We start from the raw sequence: 16,268 nt of genomic DNA, 5'->3' as shown, positions 1-16,268 counted from the left end.
ACCCGCGGCGACATCGGCCACCAAGGAGCAAAGGAGCTCTCGTGGACTGGTTCACCGACACCCTCGCCGCCGTGAGCGGCTACCTCTCGGCGCTCGGCGCCTCGATCACGCTGCCGTTCCTCATCGCGATCTTCGGCCTCATCCTCGGCCAGAAGGTGCCGCAGGCGATCCGCGCCGGCCTGCTCATCGGGGTGGGCTTCATCGGCATCAACCTCGTCATCGGCCTCATGGGCACCCAGGTCGGCCCCGCGGCCACCGGCATCGCCGAGAGCCTCGGCGTGAACCTCACGACGATCGACGTCGGCTGGCCGTCATCGGCCGCCATCGCGTTCGGCTCCACGATCGGCGCGATCATCATCCCGCTCGGGCTGCTCGTCAACATCGTGCTGCTCGCGACGGGCCTCACCCGCACGTTCAACATCGACCTGTGGAACTTCTGGCACACCGCCCTCGTCGGCGCGCTCGTCGCCGCCGTGACCGAGTCGTTCTGGCTGGGCATGGCGGCCGCCGCCGTGCACATGGTCGTGGTCCTCGCGCTCGCCGACCTCTCCGCGCCGTGGATCCAGCGGTACTTCGGCTTCCCCGACATCTCGTTCCCGCATGGCACGTCGGCGCCGTACATCGCGTTCGCGGTGCCGCTCAACTGGCTGTTCGACCGCATCCCCGGCTTCAACCGCCTGCACGCCGACCCCGCGTCGATCCAGAGGCGCTTCGGCGTGTTCGGGGAGGCGATGATCCTCGGGTTCGTGCTCGGCCTGCTGCTCGGCATCCTCGGCTTCGGCTTCGACGACCCGCGCGCCGACTCGATCGCGATCCTCACGCTCGCCGTCTCGCTCGCCGCCGTCATGGTGCTGCTGCCGCGCATGGTGTCGCTGCTCATGGAGGGGCTCATCCCCATCTCCGAGTCGGCGAAGGCGTTCGTCGAGCGCCGCTTCCCCGGGCGCAAGTTCTACATCGGCCTCGACGCAGCCATCGCGGTCGGCCAGCCCGCCGTGCTCGCGACGTCGCTCGTGCTCGTGCCCGTCACCGTCGTCGTGGCCGTGGCGCTCGCGCCGCTCGGCAACACGGTGCTGCCGCTCGTCGACCTCGCGACCATCCCGTTCATCGTCGCGATCATGGTGCCCATCTTCCGCGGCAACATCGTGCGCTCGGTGATCGGCGGCGCGATCGTCATCGGCATCGGCCTGTTCATCGCGACCGCCACCGCCGGGTCGTTCACCCAGATCGCGCAGTCGGCCGGCTTCGAGCTGCCCGACGGCGCGACGCGCATCTCGTCGCTCGTCGACGGTGCCAACCCGCTCACCGGGCTGTTCTTCGGCGCATCGCAGCTCGGCGGCTGGACGATCGGCGTGCTGGGCGTGCTCGCCCTCGCGTTCGCGTTCGCGGTCGCGCGCGTCGAGCGGCGTCGCGATGCGCGGCGTCAGGAGGCGGCGGAGGCCGAGGCCCGTGCGCAGGAGGCGCGGGCGACGGAGCCGCCGCAGCCCGCGGAGGCGTAGCGCGGGCCGGCGTCGCGCACCGGATGAGCGTGCGCGGGGTGCCGAGTGGAATGCACCCTCGGCGGCCCGCTCACGCTCATCGCGCGCGGGCCACCTGAGACGCGCATCGCCGGACGCACCCGCACACGACGAGACCCGCCCGACCGCAGGTGGTCGGGCGGGTCTCGCGCGATGTCAGCCCAGCAGCGCGGGGTTCGCCGCGAGCTCTCGCATGCGCTGCAGCACGCGTGCCGCATCCGCGCCGTCGGCCACGCGGTGGTCGAGCGTGAGCCCCACGGTGCACTGCAGTCGCGGGCCGAAGGAGCCGTCCGGGTGCACGAGGATGCGCTGCGCGATCGCACCCGTCGACAGCGCCGACGACTGCGGCGGCGTGAGCAGCGCGTTGAAGCGCTCGATGCCGAAGCCACCGAGGTTCGACAGCACGCTCGTGCCGCCCTGCAGGCGATCCCCGGGCAGCGTGCCGGCGCGCGTCTGCTCGACGGTCTCGACGATCGACGCGGCGAGCGCCGAGAGCGACCCGCGGTGCGGGTCGACGAAGACGGGCGCGATGAGGCCCGTCGGGCTGTCCACCGCGAGCGCGATGCCCACGTGCTGGTTGGCGACGGGGCCCTCGTCGGTCCACGTCTGGTTGACGGGTGCCGACTCGGCGAGCGCCTGCGCCTGGATGCGCATGAGGATGGCCGTCCAGCTCGCGCCGCCCAGGCTCGTCTTCCGCACGGCGTCGAGCCGCGACAGGTCGAGGTCGACGTAGGCGGTGAACTGCGGCACGAGCGCCGACTGGTCCATGACCCTCGCGACCGCCATGCGCGTGCGGCGGCGACGCGTCGCCGCCGGGTCGCTCGGCGACCGGGGCCGCTCGGGCGCGGCGACCGCGGCGGGCGCCGTGGCAGCGGATGCTGCGGGGGCCGCGGGAGCAGCGGGTGCCGCAGGCGCGGCGGGGGCCGCGGGTGCGATGGGCGCGGCGGGTGCGGCTGCGGGCTGCGCGGGCGCGGCGGCGTGCTGCGCCGACGCCGCCGACTCCACGTCGCCGACGGTCACGGCGCCCCAGCGCCCCGAGCCCTGCACGGTGCCGAGGTCGACGCCGCGCTCGCTCGCGAGCGTGCGGGCCGCGGGCACGGCCGCGGGCCAGCCCGCCGAGCCCGTCGTCGGCGCGTCGCCGGTCGACGGCGCCGCGCTCGTCGCGGTCGCACCGGCCGCGGCGGGGTCGGCGACGGCATCCGCCACGGGCTGCGCCTCGGCGTCGTCGCCCGCGGGCGCGTCGAAGAGGCCGCCGAGCAGGTCGTCGGACTCGGAGGCGATGAAGGCGATGGGCTCGCCGACGGCGACGACGTCGTCGGGCTCGGCGACGATGCGCACGAGCACGCCGTCGTAGGGGCTCTCGACCTCCATGTCGACCTTGTCGGTCGTGACCTCGGCGACGGGCTCGCCGTTCTTCACGGCGTCGCCCGGCTGCTTCAGCCAGGCGACCATGGTGCCCTCCTCCATGGTCATCGACATCTTGGGCATCGTCAGCGCGAGCTCGGGCACGTCACCACTCCTTCACGAGCGCCGACGCCACCGCGACGATGTCGTCGACCTGCGGCACGACGGCGCGCTCGAGCTGCGGTGCGTACGGGATGGGGACGTCGAGGCCCGACAGGCGGCGGATCGGTGCGCGCAGGTGCACGAACGCCTCCGACTCGGCGATGATGGCCGACACCTCGCTCATGAAGCCGAGCGTCTGCACGGCCTCCTGCACGAGCAGCACGCGACCGGTCTTGATGACCTCGGCGAGGATCGTGTCGGAGTCGAGCGGCGTGAGGGTCACGGGGTCGACGACCGTCGCCTCGATGCCCTGCGCGGCGAGCAGCTCGGCGGCCTCGAGCGAGCGCTGCACCTCGACGCCCGTCGCGACGATCGTGAGGTCGCCGCCCGTGCGACGCACGGCGGCCTTGCCGATCGGCGTGCGGACGTCGCCCGTGCGCACCTCGAACGACTGCTTGTAGAGCAGCTTGTGCTCGAGGATCATCACGGGGTTCGGGTCGTCGAGCGCGGCCAGCAGCAGGCCCTTCGCGTCGTCGCCCGATGCGGGCATGACGACCTTGAGGCCGGGGATGTGCGCGAACCACGACTCGAGCGACTGCGAGTGCTGCGCCGCGGCGCCCGTGCCCGAGCCGCCGGGCGCGCGGATGACGAGCGGCACGCTCGCCTCGCCGCCGAGCATGAAGTGGATCTTCGCCGCCTGGTTGGCGATCTGGTCCATCGCCTGCGCCGTGAAGTCCGAGAACTGGATCTCGACGATGGGCTTCATGCCCGTCATGGCGGCGCCGACGCCGAGACCGACGATGCCGAGCTCCGAGATCGTCGTGTCGCGGATGCGGTCGGTGCCGAGGTCGTCGACGAGCGTGCCCGTGACGCCGAAGGCGCCGCCGTAGCGGCCGACGTCCTCGCCCATGAGGAAGACCGCCGGGTCCTGCTCGATCGCGATGCGCAGCGCGTCGCGGATGGCCTCGGCGTACGTCATCTCGGCCGTCTCGGCGCCGGGTCGGGCGCCGAGGCCGGTCGGGTGCTCCGTGCCGGCGTGGATCTGCTGCTGGTCGTGCAGCGTCATCGCATGACTCCCTCGGTGGATGCGAACACGGCGTCGAGGAGGCCCTCGGGCGTCGCGTCGGGGGCGGCGGCCGCGCGCTGCACGGCGGCGCGCAGGTCGTCGCGCACCTCGTCGCGCACGGTCTGGATGTCGGCCTCCGTGAGGGTGCCGGCTTCGAGCGCAGCCTTCTCGAAGCGCGCGATCGGGTCGTTCGACTCGCGCCACGACTCGATCTCGTCGCGCGTGCGGTACAGGTTCTTGTCGCTCTTCGAGTGGCCGCGCCAGCGGTACGTCTCGGCGACGATGAACGTGGGACCCTCGCCGGCGCGAGCGCGCGCCACGGCCGTCTCGACGGCGTCGTGCACCGCCTGCACGTCGTTGCCGTCGACGGTGACGCCGGGGATGCCGTAGCCGTTCGCACGGTCGGAGAGCTGCTCGAGCGGGAACGCCTTCGCCGACGACATCGACATGCCGTAGAGGTTGTTCTCGCAGAGGAAGATCACGGGGAGCTTCCACATGGCGGCGAGGACGACGCCCTCGTGCCATGCGCCCTCGCCCATGGCGCCGTCGCCGTGGAAGCAGACGGCGACCTGGTCGCTGCCGCGCATCTGGGCCGACAGGCCCGCGCCCGCGGCGATGGGCACGCCGCCTGCGACGATGCCGTTGGCGCCGAGGTTGTTGGTCGCGGCGTCGGCGATGTGCATCGAGCCGCCGCGTCCGCGGCAGTAGCCCGTGTCCTTCGCGAGCAGCTCGGCCATCATGCGCTCGAGGTCGGCGCCCTTCGCGATGCAGTGGCCGTGGCCGCGGTGCGTCGACGTGATGTAGTCGTCGCGGCGCAGCGCCATGCACGCGCCGGTGGGCACGGCCTCCTGGCCGATCGACAGGTGCATGGTGCCGTGCATGAGGCCGCGACCGTAGAGGTCCTCGACGGCCTCCTCGAAGCGGCGGATGCGCCACAGCGTGCCGAGGGCCTCGATGGCGGCCGAGCGGTCGGCGAGGATCTGCATCAGCGTGCCCCCGCCCCGACGAGCGCGCCGAGGTCGACGGCGGCCTCGCCGCCGTCGAGCACGCCGGCGGCGAGCAGCGCGTCCTGCAGCTTGCGCAGCAGCACGATGGTGCGCGACTCGTCGAGCGTGACGTCGTCGTAGGTGATGGCGGTGCCCTTCGCGACGTCGCGCACGAGCGTCGCGGCGCTCGCGAGGCCGATGGGCAGCTCGCGGCCTGCGCGGGCCTCGGCTGCGGGCACGGCGTCGCCGTACACGTGCTCGCCGCCGATGCCGTCGATGCGCTCGCCTGCGACGAGGTCGCGCTTCGCCATCGCCGACACGTCGGCCTTCCATGCACGCGGGGCGAGCGAGGGCTGGCCGTCGACCATGACCTCGCCGATCGACAGCACGGCCTCGACGGATGCGAGGTGGTACGGCCGGTAGAAGGAGAAGTAGGGGCCGTCGCCCATCTTCAGGTACGAGAGCTCCTCGTGCACGACGGGGTGCGTGGCCTTGCCGATGACGAACACGCCGGGGGCGACGTCGCCCGTGGCGTAGTCGACGACGCCCGACGCCTCGAGGATGCCGCCGTCCGCGATGGGCTTGAAGACGTCCTGGAGGGTCTTCACCGACGCCTCGGGGCCGTGCATCGAGCGACGCGTGAGCTCGAGGCCCGTCGCGTTCGCGAGGTCGGCCATCTCGATCATGGTCTTCGTGCCGTCGACGAACGAGCAGAGCATGCGGGGGTTCATGCCCTTCTGCTGCGCCTCCTCGGCGAGGCTCGTGGGGGTGGCGTCCTGGCGAAGCGGGTTGTTCTTGCCCTTGCCCGCCATGACGACCTCGAGGCCGATGTCCTCGACGAACTCGACGAGCTTCAGGCACTCGACGGGCTCGTCGCCGCGGCACACGGTGTAGATCGCGCCGGTCTGCTTCGCGATGGCCTGCAGCAGCAGGCCGACGGTCACGTCGGCCTCGACGGTCATGAGCGCCACGTGCTTGCCTGCGAGCAGGGATGCGAGGGCGACCTTCGCGGCGACCTCGGGGACGCCGGAGACCTCGATGACCATGTCGACGGGCAGGCGGGTGAGGGCGAGGCCGTCGTCGAGCACGACGTGCCCGCCCGCCTCGATCGCGGCGACGAGCGCGGCCTCGTCGCCGTGCGTCACGTCGTCGATGCCTGCCTTGCGCAGCGCGCTCTCGGCGCGCTCGATGGCGACGTCGGCGACGGCGACGACGTCGACGCCTCGCTGGCGGGCGATCTGGGCGATGAAGCCCGTGCCCATCTGCCCTGCGCCGACGAGTCCGACGCGCACGGGGCGCCCGAGGCGCTGCTCCCGCTCGACGAGCCTGCTGGTGTATCCCATGGTCTCGACCTCTCCCGGTCCGATTCGCGCTTCACGCACATACGTGCATATCTACGCGCACATTGTTGCTTTCAGGATAGCGCGTCCGATCGACGCACGTGGATGCGGATGTCGGCGCCGGCGCCGCATCCACACGGAGCACCGACGCGTCGGCCCCGCCGCATCCGCGACGGGGCCGAGCGCTCAGCGCCGCTTCTTGATGGCCCGGTACTGGGCGATCGCCGACTCGACGGCCTCGCCGAGCCGCTTGTCCCTCGCACGCCCGGGGGCCGCGGTGAGCGACCCGAGCAGCTCGGGGCGAGGGCGGAAGCGTGCGAAGACGCTCGCCCCCACCATGGCCTCGGCCGCCTCGATGCGCGACGAGGACGCGTCGACGACGAGCAGCACGACGGCGCCCCGGAACCAGCCCTTGCCGCGCCCGGAGACGAGGAACGAGTCCCTCGCCCCCTGGTGCTCCGCGACCATGCGCCGCGTGGCGCGCTGGTACGAGAAGTGCTGCCACAGGCTCAGCGCGATGCCGAGCAGCAGCACCACCAGCAGGACGATGCCGAAGCGGCCGTCGAGCTCCATCGTCAGCCTCGGCGCTCGAGGGCGACGCGGTCGCCCGCGGCGATCGCGCCCGCCTGACCGTCGACGAACACGGCACCCGGCAGGAGCGCCTGGTCGTCGGCGGGGTCGCAGTAGAGCACGATGTGGCCGAGCTCGCGCAGGTTCGAGCCCGCGAGGTCGCCGGCGGCGCGCACCGTGAGCTCGGTGGAGCCGAGCACGACGACGTCGCCGGGCTGCGGAGCGAGGCCCTCGGCGGCGACCCCGCCCTCGTGGACGATGCTCACCTCCGCGAGCGCGTCGGGGCATGGCTCCCCGAAGAGGATCACGACTCCCGCCTCGATCATGTCGGCGGCATCCGCCCCGATCCTCGTCACCGTCGCCTCGTACAGCGTCGTCATCGTGCTCGACATCCCTTCGTCTCCTTCGAACCTATTGCGCCTAGACCAGCAGGAAGCTGACGAAGTACGCCAGCACCACGGCCAGCGGCGATGTGATGAGCCTCGAGAACAGCACCGCCGGCACGCCGATCGACACCGTCTCGGGCTTCGCCTCGCCGAGCGCGAGACCCACGGGCACGAAGTCGCAGCCGACCTGGCCGTTGATCGCGAAGAGCGCGGGCAGCGCGTAGGCGACGGGCAGGGCGCCCGCGCCGATCTGCGTGCCCATGAGCACGCCGACGACCTGCGCGATCGCGGCGCCGGGGCCGAGGATCGGGGACAGGAAGGGCAGGCCCGTGATGAGGCCGAGCAGGATGAGGCCGAGCGGGTTCGACGCGAGCGGCGTGACGCCCTGCGCGATGAGGTCGGACAGGCCCGTGTAGGTGACGAAGCCGATCAGGAGGCTCACGTACGCCATGAACGGGATGATCGTCTGCAGCACGAGCGTCAGAGCCTGGCGCCCCGACGACAGCAGCGTGTTGATGATGCCGCCGATGACGCCGCCGAACGACGTGGCGATGCGAGAGAAGACGCCGATGAAGCCGCCCTGCTGGTTCGCGTTCGCGGCGGCCTTCGCCGCAGCGATGCGGTCGGCGCCGACGCGGCTCGCCTTGGGGTCGGCCGTGAGGTCGAGGGCGTTCGCGGCCTGCGCGGGAGCGGCGGAGGCCGAGACCTCGGCACCCTCGCCTGCGAGGGTCACCTGCTCGACGCCCACGGCCGAGACGAAGACGTCGGGCGTGATGAACTGCGCGAGCGGGCCGGAGGGCTCGCCCGGGTAGACGTCGACCGTCAGCATCCGCTTCTTGGGGTAGACGCCGATGCGCGCGGTGCCGCCGCAGTTGATGACGACGGCCGCGACGCGGTCGTCGGCGACGCTGCTCGTGAAGCCGTCGACGGCCTCCGCGCCCGTGAGCTCGGCGAGGCGGGCCGCCACGGGGTGGATGCCACCGCCCGTCACCGAGAGGATGACGTTCTTCTGCTCGTCGGGGGCGACGACGAAGCCGGGGCCCCATCCGCCGCTGCCCGCGCTGACGCGTGCGCTCTGGTACTCGCTCATGGTCAGGCCGCCTTCTTGGCCAGGCGGGTCGCACGTGCCTCGGCGAACTCGCGGTCGTAGCCGTCGAAGACCTCGGTGAGGCCCTGTCGGCGGATGAGGAAGCGCGTGATCGCCTCGGTGATGAAGCCGCGGAAGAAGATCACGACGATGCCCGTGAGGAAGTAGAGGATCGCGAGGACCGGGTACTTCTCCGGGTCGGCCTGCAGGACGCCTGCCGAGATGCCCGCCCAGACGAACAGCTCGCCGCCGTTCGCGTGCGGGAAGAACGTCGTGACCGGGTGCACGAACGACACGGCGGAGTCGTAGAACGCGGGCTTCTGGCGCTCGGGCAGGTACACGCCGAACGAGTAGCACATCGGGTTCGTGAGCAGGATGACCGCGAGGATCGGCATGAGCGTGTACCGCGTGATGGCGTACCGCGCCGAGAACTGCACCGCTCGCGTCATGCGCGCCTCGCCGACCCAGGTCGTGATGGCGTACATGAGCGTGAGGAGCACGATCAGGGTCGGGAGGATGCCCGTGACGAGGCCGACGAACGCGTCGCCGCTCGCCTGGAACAGCCCGATGAAGTGGGTGGCGATCCAGGTGAGCACCTGCATCACGGGATTGTCGCTAGCCGGCACCGGCGGAGCATCTGCTGCCGCCAGGTGACCGAGGGACGCTGCTTCGAGCATCGGCCCACCTTTCCGCCTGCGCGCTCTCGCGCCGGCGACCAGGTCGTCGAGGGAGTCGACGACACGCCATTGTGTGTGAGTGTGCACATTCGTGCAGATGTTGCTTCACGAACGTGCTGCGCATGTCTACCACGCCGTGCGATCCACGACAACACGGATCCGATCGACACGCCGACGCCATGCGCGTCGCCGGGGTGCGCGGGTCACTCGCCGTGGGGACCGGCGTGCTCCGACGCCGCCGAGCGCACGAGCGCCGTCGCGATCGCCGCGACGCCCTCGCCGCGCCCCGTGAAGCCCAGCGCATCCGACGTGGTGCCCGCGACGCTCACGGATGCGCCGAGCACGGCCGAGAGATGCGCCTCGGCCTCGCGACGGCGCGACGCGATGCGCGGCCGCTCCCCCACGACCTGCACGGAGACGTTCACGAGCTCGTAGCCGAGCTCCCGCACGCGCCGCAGCGTCTCGGCGAGGAAGACGTCGCCGTGCGCGCCGGCGAAGCGGGCGTCGGATGTGCCGAAGACCTCGCCGACGTCGCCGAGCCGCACGGCCGAGAGCATGGCGTCGCAGATCGCGTGCGCCACGACGTCGCCGTCGGAGTGCCCGGAGAGGCCCGGCTCGACTGGCCAGTGCAGACCGGCGAGCCACAGCTCGGCATCGGTCGAGAAGGCGTGCACGTCGATGCCGGTCCCGACGCGGATGCTCGAGGCGGGGTCGCGCTGCAGCATCTCCTCCGTGCGACGCAGCTCCCACGCCGTCGTGATCTTCGACGCGAGCTGGTCGCCAGCGACGACGCGCACGGGGTAGCCGGCGTCGCTCACGAGGGCCGCGTCGTCGGTGCGGTCGCCCGTCGCTCGACGATGCCCGTCCTCGAGCCACGCGCGCGGGAAGCCCTGCGGGGTCTGCACGGCGGTGAGCTGCGTGCGATCGAGCGTCTCGACGACGCGGTCGTCGGCGTCGACGCGCTTCACGGTGTCCGAGACGGCGAGGCCCGTGATGACGCCCTCGCCCGTGCGCTCGACCTCGGCGGCGACCGAGTCGAAGATCACGGCGGGCGTCATGGGCCTCGCCGCGTCGTGCACGAGCACCGTCGCGATCGTCGGCGCGAGCCGGTCGAGCGCGATGCGCACCGACTCCTGCCGCGACGCTCCGCCGACGACGATCGCCGCGTGCTCGGCGTCGAGGCCCGCGACGCCACGCAGCAGCTCGCGCGCGATCGCCTGATGCGTCGGCGGCACCGCCAGCACGATCTGCGGGTGGATGCGCATGCCGGCGAGCGACTCGAGCGCGTGGGCGAGGATGGGCCGGCCCGCGAGGTGCACGAACGCCTTGGGCTCACCGCGGCCGAGCCGCAGGCCCTCGCCGGCTGCGAGCAGGATGACCGCGACGGTCGGATCGGTCGCGCGCGTCGGATCGGTCACGACCTCGACCCTACGATGCGCGCGACCCGCGCATGCGCAGGCATGCACGGGTCGCCGGGCAGGCCGCGCGCGCCCGAGGGCGGCGCGGGCGCTGCGATCGGTCGGCTAGGACGCGAGCACCTCGTCGAGGACGCTGCTCGCAGCCTCCTCGTCGGTCTTCTCGGCGAGCGCGAGCTCGGAGACGAGGATCTGGCGCGCCTTCGCGAGCATGCGCTTCTCGCCGGCCGAGAGGCCGCGATCCTGGTCGCGACGCCACAGGTCGCGCACGACCTCGCTCACCTTGATGACGTCGCCGGAGGCGAGCTTCTCGAGGTTCGCCTTGTAGCGCCGGCTCCAGTTGGTGGGCTCCTCGGTGAAGGGCGCCTTCAGCACCTCGAACACCTTGTCGAGGCCCTCCTTGCCGATGACGTCGCGCACGCCGACGAGGCCGACGTTGTCGGCGGGGACCTCGATCGTGAGGTCTCCCTGGGTCACGTTGAGCTTGAGGTAGACCTTCTCCTCGCCCTTGACCTTGCGCTTCTTCACCTCGGTGATGGTGGCAGCGCCATGATGCGGATAGACGACGGTCTCGCCGACCTCGAAGTTCATAGGATTGGGCTCCTCGATTGCACAGACTCTTGATTCTACCACCCGTCACTGGCAGGATTCCCGCCCGCTCGGCGGGGGCGCGCAGGTCGCGCTCCACGGCGCCACTAGACTCGTGTGCAGTTCGCATCGTGCGCGGAACCGAAGGAGCAGCACCCGTGAAGTCCCGTCTCGCCGCCGCAGCAGCGGCCGTCCTCGCGACGGCGACGCTGGCAGGCTGCAACTTCATCACCCCGCAGGCGACGCAGTTCGAGTACGACGCCGCCGACGGCGTCTCCGGCGCGACCGGGCCCGTGCACATCCGCAACGCGGTGCTCGTGGTCGACGAGGAGGGCGACGCCGACCTCTCGAGCCTCGCCGTGACGTTCGTCAACGACGGCCCCTCGACGACGCTCGAGGTCACGGTCGGCGACGAGACCCAGTCGCTCGACCTCGACGAGGGCATCACGACCTTCGGCTTCCCCGAGCAGCAGCTCGTCTTCACGTCGCCCATCACGACCGGGGCGCTCGAGGACGTCGTCTTCGCCGCCGACGCCGCCGACCGCGAGGCGCTGCCCGTGCCCGTCTACTCGACGGCGACCGCGAACTGGTCGAGCTACGGCCCCGTCGCCCCCGAGGAGGAGGAGGAGGGCGCCGAGCCGCTCCCCTCCGAGAGCGAGACGTCCGCGCCGTAGTCGCTCGCGACCCACGAACGCTCGAAGGGGCGGCATCCGCGTCGGATGCCGCCCCTTCGCTCGTGGTCGGGTGCGCCCGCTCAGCCCTCGAAGCGGTAGCCGAGGCCGCGCACGGTCAGCAGCTGCTGCGGATCGGACGGATCGGTCTCGATCTTCGACCGCAGGCGCTTGACGTGCACGTCGAGGGTCTTCGTGTCGCCGAAGTAGTCGCTGCCCCAGACTCGGTCGATGAGCTGGCCGCGCGTCAGCACGCGGCCGGCGTTGCGCATGAGGTACTCGAGCAGCTCGAACTCCTTCAGCGGCATCGACACCGACTCCCCCGCGACCGACACCGTGTGGCGGTCGGCGTCGAGCCGCACGCGGCCCGCCTCGACGATCGCGTCGTCGACGTCGCCCTCGGCATCGACCCGCCTGCGCAGCACGGCGCGGATGCGAGCGAGCAGCTCGCGCGACGAGTACGGCTTCGTGACGTAGTCGTCGGCGCCGAGCTCGAGGCCCACGACGACGTCGACCTCCGAGTCCTTCGCCGTGAGCATGATGATCGGCACCGTCGAGCGCGTGCGGATCGTGCGGCACACCTCGGTGCCCGCCATGCCGGGCAGCATGAGGTCGAGCAGCACGAGGTCGGCGCCCTCGGCGTCGAACGACTCGACGGCGGCGAGCCCGTCGAGCTCGTGGTGCACCTCGTAGCCCTCGCGTCCGAGCAGGTACGCGAGGGGCTCCGCGAGCGCGATCTCGTCCTCGACGAGCAGGATGCGGGTCATGCGACTCCCTGAGCCTCGGGCTGCGCGATGGGCAGGCGCAGCGTGAAGGTGGATCCCTGGCCGAGGCGCGACCAGAGCTGCACCTCGCCGCCGTGGCTGACGGCGATGTGCTTCGTGATGGCGAGGCCGAGGCCCGTGCCACCGGTGACGCGCGAGCGCGCCGGGTCGACGCGGTAGAACCGCTCGAAGACCCGGGCGGCGTCGTCGGGTGCGATGCCCACGCCCTTGTCGGTGACGCTCAGCTCGACGAGGTCGTCGTTCAGCCGCACGCCGACGCCGACGTGCGAGCCCTCGGGCGAGTACTGCACCGCGTTCGCGACGAGGTTCTGCATCGCCATGACGAGCATCGACTCGTCGCCGAGCACCGCGACGGCGTCGACGACGCGGCACGAGATGCGGATGCGCCTGGCCTCGGCGGCGACGCGCACGGCATCGACGGCGCGCTCGACGACGCGCTCGATCTCGACGCGCTCCGGGGCGTCGAGCGGGTCGTCGTCCTGCACGCGCGAGAGGTCGATGAGCTCCTGCGTCAGCGTGCCGAGCCGCAGGGCCTCGACCTGCAGCCGCTGCGTGAAGGCACGGACGCGCTCGGGCTCGTCGGCCGCGGCGTCGATGGCGTCCGCGAGCAGCGTCACGGCGCCGATGGGGGTCTTCAGCTCGTGGCTGACGTTCGCCACGAAGTCGCGGCGCACGCCCTCGAGCCGCACCTCCTCGGTGCGGTCCTCCGCGAGCAGCAGGGTGAAGCGCGCGCCGATGGGCGCTGCGCGGGCCGAGAGGTGATGCACCTGGCTGTCGTCGAAGCGGCTCCTGCGCAGCTCGACCGCACGCTCCTCGGGGTGCCCGGACATCCGCGAGTCCTGCACGAGCTCCGCGAGCTCGGCGTTCGCGAGCGCCCGGTCGGCGACGAGCCCGAGCGTCACCGCCGCGGGCGAGGCGCGCAGCACGGTGCCGGAGGCGTCGAGCACGACGCCAGCCGACTCGAGGGCGCCGACGACGTCGGCGATGCCGTCGGGGATGCTCTCGTTCGCGAGCTCCATCGCGCGTCGTCCGCGCGTGGCGGCCACGCCGCCGAGGTGCACGACGAAGGCGCCGAGGCCCAACCCGAACGCGAGCGCGAGCAGCACGATCCAGGTCGTATCCACGCGCCTCACGATACCGGCGCGCCACCGGGCGGCCCTGCCGATTCGCGAGCCGTTCAGCAAGGGGGCACGCGGTGTTCACCTCCGTCTGGGATGCTCGACCCGTATGCCCACGCGGGCGGAATGTCGAGGAGTGTGCCGATGCGCGAGGTCTTCAAGCAGGAGATGGCCGAGGTCCAGGACCGCCTGGTCGAGATCGCCGAGGATGTGGCGAGGTCGATCACGCGCGCCACCGAGGCGTTCGGCGACTCGAACGTGCAGCTGGCCGAGCAGGTCATCCAGTCCGACGCCGACATCGACGACAAGGCCATCGCCCTCGACGAGCTCGTCATCGACATCATCGCGAGGCAGGGCCCCGTGGCCCGCGACCTGCGCATCGTGATCTCGGCGCTGCGCATCTCGGCGTCGCTCGAGCGCATGGGCGACCTCGCCAGGCACATCGCGATGCTCACGCGCTACCGCTTCCCCGCCAACGTCGTGCCCGAGTCGCTCGCGCCGACGTTCGTGCAGATGGGCGCGGCCGACGTCGAGATCGCGAACCTGCTCGTCGAGCTCCTGCGCACGCAGGACGTCTCGATCGCCGAGCAGATCGCCGGCTCGGACGTGAAGGTCGACGCCCTGCACAAGTCGGTGTTCGAGCAGGTGCTCGGCTCCGAGTGGGAGGGCGCCGCGCACGCGACCGTCGACGCGACGCTCGCGAGCCGCTACCACGAGCGCTTCGCCGACCACGCGGTCGGCATCGGCAAGAAGATGGCCTACCTCGCCACGGGCGACTGGCAGGCCGAGCTGCACGAGGTCGTCTCCGACTGACCCGCGCGCCACGTGACGTACGACGAGACCCCCGGCCGATCGGCCGGGGGTCTCGTCGTCGTGGCGGGCGCTGCCGTCGCTCAGCCCTTGCCCTGGCTGGCGACGGCGGCGGCGCCTGCCGCAGCGGCCTCCGGGTCGAGGTACTCGCCGGGGCCCGTGGCCTGCAGGTCGTCGTCGAGGCGGTAGACGAGCGGGATGCCCGTCGGGATGTTGAGGCCCGCGATGTCGTCGTCGGAGATGCCCTCGAGGTGCTTGACGAGCGCGCGCAGCGAGTTGCCGTGGGCTGCGATGAGCACCGTGCGGCCGGCGCGGACGTCGTCGCTGATCGCGCCCTCCCAGTAGGGCAGGAAGCGGTCGATGACGTCCTTCAGGCACTCGGTCGCGGGCACCTCGCCGTCGATGCCGTCGTAGCGGGGGTCGCCGACCTGCGAGTAGGCATTGTCGGCGGAGATCGCGGGCGGGGGCACGTCGAACGAGCGACGCCACAGCATGAACTGCTCCTCGCCGTACTCGTCGAGCGTCTGCGCCTTGTCCTTGCCCTGCAGGTCGCCGTAGTGGCGCTCGTTGAGACGCCACGAGCGGTGCACGGGGATCCACGAGCGGCCAGCGGCGTCGAGCGCGAGGTTCGCGGTCTGGATGGCCCGGTTCAGCAGCGAGGTGTGCACGACGTCGGGCAGCAGGCCCCGCTCGCGCAGCAGCTCGCCGCCGCGCGCCGCCTCCTGGCGGCCCTTGTCGGTGAGGTCGACGTCGACCCAGCCGGTGAACAGGTTCTTCTCGTTCCAGTCCGACTGCCCGTGGCGCAGCAGGATCAGCGTGTGCTCGCTCATGGCCTCAGCCTATCGACGCCGGGTGTCCGGGAGGTGTCGGCGGCGGCGCCCACGACGGTCGCCTGCGACGATGGGCGCATGGCTCCCATCGGTCGCATCACGCGCGGCACGACCGGCGTGAACCGCCTGCGCAGGGTCGACCGCTGGATCGCCGACCTGCCCGCCGCGCGCGTGCCGGGCGCGCTCGTCGTCGACCTCGGCTACGGCGCGAGCGCGACGACGTCGCTCGAGCTGCACGAGCGCCTCGCGCGCCGCACGCCCGACGTCGAGGTCGTGGGCCTCGAGATCGACCCCGAGCGCGTCGCGCTCGCCTCCCGCGAGCTCGCCGCCGCGATCGCCGCGGGGCCGCAGCGCCACGGGCGCGCGCTCGCCGACGACGTGCGGGTGTCCTTCGCGCTCGGAGGCTTCGAGGTGCCCACGGCACGGCGGCCCCACGTCATCCGCGCGATGAACGTGCTGCGGCAGTACGACGAGCACGAGGTCGGCGCCATCTGGCAGCGGCTGCTCGCACGGCTCGCACCCGGGGGCGTGCTCGTGGAGGGCACGTCGAACGAGGTGGGTCGCGTCGCCACGTGGGTGACGCTCGACGCCGCCGGCCCGCGCACGCTCACGCTCGCGCTGCGGCTCGGCTCGATCGGCACGGATGCCGCACCTGCGCCGAGCGTGCTCGCCGAGCGCCTGCCGAAGGCGCTCATCCACCGCAACGTGCCCGGCGAGCGCATCCACGACCTGCTCGTCGCCCTCGACCGCGCCTGGGAGCGCGCGGCGCACGTCGGCACCTTCGGCGCCGAGCAGCGCTGGGGCGCGGCGGTCTCCGCGGTGCGCGACGAGGGCTGGCCCGTCGACCGCGCCGCGCTGCGCCGGGCGCGCCTCGGCGAGCTCACGCTGCCGTGGGCGGCGGTCGCGCCGCGCTGAGCGG

General features: G+C 72.2%; 17 protein-coding genes. 4 read left to right on the top strand and 13 right to left on the bottom strand.

Annotated features, from left to right (window positions below):
• Positions 1–41 precede the first annotated feature (41 nt).
• Positions 42–1,496, top strand: a complete 1,455-nt coding sequence (locus ACFQPP_RS12580) for a PTS galactitol transporter subunit IIC (RefSeq protein ID WP_376916984.1) — start codon at positions 42–44, stop codon at positions 1,494–1,496.
• A 174-nt stretch (positions 1,497–1,670) separates the two neighbouring features.
• Here ACFQPP_RS12580 and ACFQPP_RS12575 read toward each other — a convergent pair whose 3' ends face one another.
• The 10 genes from ACFQPP_RS12575 to ACFQPP_RS12530 form a co-directional block, all read right to left on the bottom strand.
• Positions 1,671–3,023, bottom strand: coding sequence for a dihydrolipoamide acetyltransferase family protein (locus tag ACFQPP_RS12575; RefSeq protein ID WP_376916983.1), 1,353 nt, complete (start codon positions 3,021–3,023; stop codon positions 1,671–1,673).
• Position 3,024: 1 nt separating this feature from the next.
• Complete coding sequence (locus ACFQPP_RS12570; RefSeq protein ID WP_376917332.1) at positions 3,025–3,999, bottom strand: alpha-ketoacid dehydrogenase subunit beta; 975 nt, start codon at positions 3,997–3,999, stop codon at positions 3,025–3,027.
• Positions 4,000–4,082: 83 nt separating this feature from the next.
• Entirely contained in the window at positions 4,083–5,072 is a 990-nt protein-coding gene (locus ACFQPP_RS12565) for a thiamine pyrophosphate-dependent dehydrogenase E1 component subunit alpha (protein ID WP_376916982.1), read from the bottom strand.
• Positions 5,072–6,415, bottom strand: a complete 1,344-nt coding sequence (locus ACFQPP_RS12560) for an NAD(P)H-dependent oxidoreductase (protein ID WP_376916981.1) — start codon at positions 6,413–6,415, stop codon at positions 5,072–5,074. The genes ACFQPP_RS12565 and ACFQPP_RS12560 overlap by 1 nt, the downstream gene beginning before the upstream one ends.
• A gap of 183 nt (positions 6,416–6,598) precedes the next feature.
• On the bottom strand, positions 6,599–6,985 hold the full coding sequence (locus ACFQPP_RS12555; RefSeq protein WP_376916980.1) for a transcriptional regulator GutM: 387 nt from the start codon (positions 6,983–6,985) through the stop codon (positions 6,599–6,601).
• Positions 6,986–6,987: 2 nt separating this feature from the next.
• A complete protein-coding gene (locus ACFQPP_RS12550) occupies positions 6,988–7,374 on the bottom strand; it encodes a PTS glucitol/sorbitol transporter subunit IIA (RefSeq protein WP_376916979.1) in 387 nt (128 codons plus the stop codon).
• 28 nt (positions 7,375–7,402) lie between these two features.
• Entirely contained in the window at positions 7,403–8,458 is a 1,056-nt protein-coding gene (locus tag ACFQPP_RS12545) for a PTS sorbitol transporter subunit IIB (RefSeq protein WP_376916978.1), read from the bottom strand.
• Positions 8,459–8,460: 2 nt separating this feature from the next.
• On the bottom strand, positions 8,461–9,057 hold the full coding sequence (locus tag ACFQPP_RS12540; RefSeq protein ID WP_376916977.1) for a PTS glucitol/sorbitol transporter subunit IIC: 597 nt from the start codon (positions 9,055–9,057) through the stop codon (positions 8,461–8,463).
• A gap of 278 nt (positions 9,058–9,335) precedes the next feature.
• Positions 9,336–10,550 (bottom strand): 2-C-methyl-D-erythritol 4-phosphate cytidylyltransferase, encoded by a 1,215-nt coding sequence (gene ispD / locus ACFQPP_RS12535; protein ID WP_376916976.1) that lies wholly within the window; start codon positions 10,548–10,550, stop codon positions 9,336–9,338.
• A 105-nt stretch (positions 10,551–10,655) separates the two neighbouring features.
• Positions 10,656–11,138: a CarD family transcriptional regulator gene (locus ACFQPP_RS12530; RefSeq protein WP_376916975.1), complete on the bottom strand. Its 483-nt coding sequence runs from the start codon at positions 11,136–11,138 to the stop codon at positions 10,656–10,658.
• Positions 11,139–11,293: 155 nt separating this feature from the next.
• Here ACFQPP_RS12530 and ACFQPP_RS12525 point away from each other — a divergent pair, with 155 nt between their 5' ends.
• Entirely contained in the window at positions 11,294–11,809 is a 516-nt protein-coding gene (locus ACFQPP_RS12525) for a hypothetical protein (RefSeq protein WP_376916974.1), read from the top strand.
• An 80-nt stretch (positions 11,810–11,889) separates the two neighbouring features.
• Here ACFQPP_RS12525 and ACFQPP_RS12520 read toward each other — a convergent pair whose 3' ends face one another.
• Together ACFQPP_RS12520 and ACFQPP_RS12515 are read right to left on the bottom strand one after the other, a co-directional pair.
• Positions 11,890–12,573, bottom strand: coding sequence for a winged helix-turn-helix domain-containing protein (locus ACFQPP_RS12520; protein WP_376916973.1), 684 nt, complete (start codon positions 12,571–12,573; stop codon positions 11,890–11,892).
• Positions 12,570–13,715 carry a sensor histidine kinase gene (locus ACFQPP_RS12515; protein ID WP_376916972.1) on the bottom strand — a complete coding sequence of 382 codons (1,146 nt, stop codon included), beginning with the start codon at positions 13,713–13,715 and terminating at the stop codon, positions 12,570–12,572. Before ACFQPP_RS12515 ends, ACFQPP_RS12520 begins: the two co-directional genes overlap by 4 nt.
• A 138-nt stretch (positions 13,716–13,853) precedes the next feature.
• On the opposite strand from ACFQPP_RS12515, the gene phoU reads away from it, so the two are divergent.
• The gene (gene phoU, locus ACFQPP_RS12510) at positions 13,854–14,522 is read left to right on the top strand and encodes a phosphate signaling complex protein PhoU (RefSeq protein WP_376916971.1); all 669 of its coding nucleotides are present in this window, start codon (positions 13,854–13,856) and stop codon (positions 14,520–14,522) included.
• Between the two features lie 80 nt (positions 14,523–14,602).
• Here the strand turns inward: phoU and ACFQPP_RS12505 are convergent, their stop codons facing one another.
• Positions 14,603–15,349, bottom strand: a complete 747-nt coding sequence (locus ACFQPP_RS12505) for a phosphoglyceromutase (RefSeq protein ID WP_376916970.1) — start codon at positions 15,347–15,349, stop codon at positions 14,603–14,605.
• A 78-nt stretch (positions 15,350–15,427) separates the two neighbouring features.
• Between ACFQPP_RS12505 and ACFQPP_RS12500 the strand changes: the two genes are divergently transcribed.
• Positions 15,428–16,264: a class I SAM-dependent methyltransferase gene (locus ACFQPP_RS12500; protein WP_376916969.1), complete on the top strand. Its 837-nt coding sequence runs from the start codon at positions 15,428–15,430 to the stop codon at positions 16,262–16,264.
• Positions 16,265–16,268: the final 4 nt, after the last annotated feature.

Source organism: Agrococcus sp. GCM10030265 (assembly GCF_042666675.1).
GTDB lineage: Bacteria > Actinomycetota > Actinomycetes > Actinomycetales > Microbacteriaceae > Agrococcus.
Note: the sequence above shows the minus strand (reverse complement) of the source record. Positions and strands in the feature narration are given on the sequence as shown.

Excerpts from the sequence above, each read along its gene's own strand:
- ACFQPP_RS12560 (WP_376916981.1), bottom strand. The coding sequence starts at position 6,415 with ATGGGATACACCAGCAGGCTCGTCGAGCGGGAGCAGCGCCTCGGGCGC.
- ACFQPP_RS12540 (WP_376916977.1), bottom strand. The coding sequence starts at position 9,057 with ATGCAGGTGCTCACCTGGATCGCCACCCACTTCATCGGGCTGTTCCAG.
- ACFQPP_RS12550 (WP_376916979.1), bottom strand. The coding sequence starts at position 7,374 with ATGTCGAGCACGATGACGACGCTGTACGAGGCGACGGTGACGAGGATC.
- ACFQPP_RS12500 (WP_376916969.1), top strand. The coding sequence starts at position 15,428 with ATGGCTCCCATCGGTCGCATCACGCGCGGCACGACCGGCGTGAACCGC.
- ACFQPP_RS12520 (WP_376916973.1), bottom strand. The coding sequence starts at position 12,573 with ATGACCCGCATCCTGCTCGTCGAGGACGAGATCGCGCTCGCGGAGCCC.
- phoU (WP_376916971.1), top strand. The coding sequence starts at position 13,854 with ATGCGCGAGGTCTTCAAGCAGGAGATGGCCGAGGTCCAGGACCGCCTG.
- ACFQPP_RS12505 (WP_376916970.1), bottom strand. The coding sequence starts at position 15,349 with ATGAGCGAGCACACGCTGATCCTGCTGCGCCACGGGCAGTCGGACTGG.
- ACFQPP_RS12555 (WP_376916980.1), bottom strand. The coding sequence starts at position 6,985 with ATGGAGCTCGACGGCCGCTTCGGCATCGTCCTGCTGGTGGTGCTGCTG.
- ACFQPP_RS12530 (WP_376916975.1), bottom strand. The coding sequence starts at position 11,138 with ATGAACTTCGAGGTCGGCGAGACCGTCGTCTATCCGCATCATGGCGCT.
- ACFQPP_RS12565 (WP_376916982.1), bottom strand. The coding sequence starts at position 5,072 with ATGCAGATCCTCGCCGACCGCTCGGCCGCCATCGAGGCCCTCGGCACG.
- ACFQPP_RS12545 (WP_376916978.1), bottom strand. The coding sequence starts at position 8,458 with ATGAGCGAGTACCAGAGCGCACGCGTCAGCGCGGGCAGCGGCGGATGG.
- ACFQPP_RS12570 (WP_376917332.1), bottom strand. The coding sequence starts at position 3,999 with ATGACGTACGCCGAGGCCATCCGCGACGCGCTGCGCATCGCGATCGAG.